Annotated in this window: 2 protein-coding genes and 2 pseudogenes; all 4 read right to left on the bottom strand. The window is 64.6% G+C overall.

Features of this window, described 5'->3' with window-relative positions:
• Window positions 1–323, bottom strand: a pseudogene (locus RMO25_RS11835) (ABC transporter permease); the annotation flags it as partial.
• Window positions 320–1,693 carry a glutamine synthetase family protein gene (locus RMO25_RS11840; protein ID WP_309662804.1) on the bottom strand — a complete coding sequence of 458 codons (1,374 nt, stop codon included), beginning with the start codon at window positions 1,691–1,693 and terminating at the stop codon, window positions 320–322. The pseudogene RMO25_RS11835 and the gene RMO25_RS11840, both read right to left, overlap by 4 nt.
• Window positions 1,690–3,195: an aldehyde dehydrogenase gene (locus RMO25_RS11845; protein WP_309662805.1), complete on the bottom strand. Its 1,506-nt coding sequence runs from the start codon at window positions 3,193–3,195 to the stop codon at window positions 1,690–1,692. Before RMO25_RS11845 ends, RMO25_RS11840 begins: the two co-directional genes overlap by 4 nt.
• Before the next feature lie 83 nt (window positions 3,196–3,278).
• Window positions 3,279–3,706, bottom strand: a pseudogene (locus RMO25_RS11850) (TonB-dependent receptor); the annotation flags it as partial.

Consider the following 3,706-nt stretch of genomic DNA (forward strand, 5'->3'; position numbering starts at 1 on the left):
GCCTTGCCGCGCGGGCTGGCGAAGGTGATGACCAGGGCGATCGGGAATCCGATGATCAGGCAGAGCAGCGTAGTCAGCGCGGCAAAGCCGATCGATTTGGCGAAGATGCCAAGATAGACCGGGCTCGCCGTCCGAACGTAATTGGATACGGTGCCGGTCACGGCGATGTCGGTAAGGCCAGTCGGGCGCCCGAAGCTGTACGCCCAGACGATCGCCAGGGGGACCAGGAAAAACAGGAGCAACCACAGAGCCGGCGCAGCAAACAGAGCGGCGAAGGCCCCCTTGGCATCGCGCCAGTTCTGCGTTGGTCCGGCCCCGCTCATGCGCCCTGCAAATACCAGTGGTGGTCAAGCGGAGTGACCACAGCGTTGAATCGCGAATATTCGGTGCGCTTCACGGTCACGAAGAGGTCGACGAATTCCTCACCGAGATAGTCGCGCATGATCGCCGAACGGTCGAAGCGATCAATCGCGGCGAGCCAGTCGACCGGCAGCATGGCGCCCGATTGCGCGGCCGCCGCATAGCCGTCACCTGACGTCGCGGGACCTGGATCAATTCGGTTGGTCAAGCCGTGATGAGCACCGGCCAGCACGACTGCCAGCGCCAAATAGGGATTGGCATCGGCACCCGCGACCCGGTGCTCGACCCGGCGCGAGGCGGCCTCACCAACCGGAATGCGCAGCGACACGGTGCGATTGTTCACTCCCCACGTCGGTGCGGTCGGCGCATAGCTGTGCGCCACATAGCGGCGATAACTATTGGCGTTGGGCGCAAGCACCGCCATCGCCTGGTCCATGGTCGCGGCCATCCCGCCGATTGCGTGGCGCAGCGCCGGCGTCCCTTCCGAGTCCTCGGTAGCGAAGATGTTGGCGCCATCAGCGCCGATCACGCTCATGTGGATGTGCATCCCCGAGCCCGCATGGTCCTGGAACGGCTTGGCCATGAACGTCGCTTCGCAACCGAGTGTCCGAGCGATCCCCTTGGCAGCGCGCTTGAACGTGACCGCTTCATCGGCAGCCTGGAGCGCATCGGCGCGGTGGTGGAGCGTTAATTCAAGTTGGCCCGGCGACGCTTCGGCACTGGCCCCTTCGAGCGGCAGTCCCTGAATATCAGCGGCGGCCCACAATGCGCGCAAAAAGTCGCCCGCATCTTCTATTTCCGACAAGCCGTGCGCCTCCGGGCCGCTGGGTTCACGGCCGGTGAACGGTGATCGACGCCGCCGCACCTGACCCCGGCTCCGCTCAACCAGATAGAATTCCAGCTCGCACGCGACCATCGGCGCAAGCCCGTCCGCGGCGAAGCGATCGAGGACTCGGGCGAGCACGGCACGCGGGTCGAAGGGGCTTCGGGTACCGTCGAGCGTGCCAAGCGAACAAAGAATTTGTGCGACGTCCGGTCCCAACCATGGCGCCGGGACGAGGCCGCCGGCAACCGGGACCAGGATGGCGTCGGCATCGCCGGTTTCCCAAACCAGGCCGCTGGCTTCGCAGTCCGCGCCGAGGATATCGACCGCCACGATCGATCCCGGAACGAACGCCCCGCCGGCATAAAGCTTTGCGAGTTCGACACGCCGCAGGCGCTTTCCGCGGGTGACGCCGGACAGCGGCGTGAACAGGGTCTCCACGAACATGATGTCGGGATGAGCCGCGAAAAAGGCGTCCGCTTCGGACTTGTCGGCGCCGAACCCGGTCATGCCGCCCCCAAGGTAAAGCTGACGGCCTTCAAATCGGCATATTTGGCCAATGCATGGAGGCTCCGGTCGCGCCCGAATCCCGATTGCTTGAAGCCGCCGAACGGCATGGTGATATCGCACGCGTCCCAGCCATTGACCCACACCAGCCCGGCCTTCAATCGACGTGCCGCGGCGTGCGCCCGATTGAGGTTTGCGGTCCACACGCCGGCGGCGAGACCATAGACCGTGTCATTGGCGATTGCGTACGCTTCCTCGTCATCACCGAACTCGATGATTCCCAGAACCGGGCCGAACACTTCTTCGCGCGCCAGAGTTGCCGTCGTGGCGACTCCGTCGAAGATGGTCGGTTCGACGTAATAGCCGCCACTTTCCTGGCGCACGCGGGAGCCGCCGAGCATCCGCTGCGCGCCCTCGCGCTCGGCAGTGGCGATATAGCCGAGCGCCACGTTCATCTGCGCTTCGCTGATCATCGCGCCAAATCGCGTCGCCGGATCGAGCGGATCGCCCGGCACGATCGTCTTCGCGACCTCGACCACGCGCTGCACGAAATCGGATTTGATGTCGCGGTGGACGAGCAGGCGCGACGCCGCTGTGCAGACCTGTCCCTGATTGTAGAAGATTGCCCACGCCGCGGCCTGCGCAGCAGCGTCGAGGTCGGGGCAGTCGGGGAAGACAATCTGCGGTGACTTTCCCCCGAGCTCCAGGCTGACCCTCTTCAAATTGCTCTCGCCCGAATAGCGCATCAGCAATCGGCCGACCTGGCCCGAGCCGGTGAAGGCGATCATGTCGACGTCCATATGCCTGGCGAGCGCCTGCCCCGCAGCGTCGCCAGTGCCGGGAACGACGTTGAGGACGCCGGTCGGCAACCCCGCGTCGAGTGCCAGCTCGGCCATTCGGATCGCAGTCATCGGCGATTGTTCGGCCGGCTTCAGAACGACCGAATTGCCCATGGCCAGCGCCGGCGCCACTTTCCACATCGCCATATGCAGCGGGAAGTTCCACGGCACGATTGCGCCAATCACGCCGAGCGGCTCATGGACCGCGTAGGACAGGCGGGTCGGGCTCGGCGGGGCGACTTCGCCGTAGATCTTGTCGAGCGCCTCGGCATAATAACGCGTCGTGTTGATCGCGAGCGGGATATCGACTGCCTCGGCATCCCCGATCGGTTTACCGGTGTCGAGCGATTCGAGTAGCGCAAGTTCGTCGGCGTGGGCCGTAAGAATGTCGGCGAAAGCGTGAAGCACGGCCTTCTTGGCCTTGGCCGTCTGGTCCCGCCAGCGGCCATCTTCAAATGCGGCGCGGGCCGAGACGACGGCCCTGTCGATGTCCGCGGCGCTGCCCGAAACCACGTCCCCGAGCGACCGACCGTCACCCGGCGCACTATTGGTAAAGCGGGCACCGTCAAGCGCGGCGACCGACCGGCCTTCGATCAGCGCGTCGGTTGGACAGCGCACAGTCGCCGCCCGTTTGAGCGTGCGGACCAAGGCCTCACTGTCGTTCACGCGGTTCGCTGCTTCCAATCTGTGATCACAGACGCCTATCATCCTCGACGGCGGAAGTAAAACCGCCGGCTGGGTTCGACTGGTCAGCGATAAATGACGGTAAGCCCGATAGTCCGCGGTCGAACCGTCGAGTCTTCGAATAGCAAAGTATCGCTGTCCTGGTGCGTATAGCCGAGCTGCGGCGCGACATCGAACAAATTGTCGACGAACACGGACAGATTGGCCGCACCGAGCTGGACCCCCGCCCGCATGCTGACGAAAGTGTAAGCGTCTGGAGCGATCAGCGCCGGGTCGAAGTTCGCGCTGTTCGGATCGCGATCGGTCGTCTGGGTTTTCAGCCGGCTTCGATGTTCGGCGTCGCCGCGGACGAAAACCTTGCGGTTGCCGAGCAGGAAATCATATTGCGCACCGACACTGAACGTCCACGGCGGCCCTTCGATGGCATCGCCGCGATTGACGACTACCGCGCCCGTTGGGGAAAGGCTGGCGTCTTGCGTGAAGCGCGTGTGCG

Origin of the sequence: Sphingomonas sp. (genome assembly GCF_031361285.1) — a bacterium.
In the GTDB taxonomy this organism is placed as follows: domain Bacteria; phylum Pseudomonadota; class Alphaproteobacteria; order Sphingomonadales; family Sphingomonadaceae; genus Sphingomicrobium.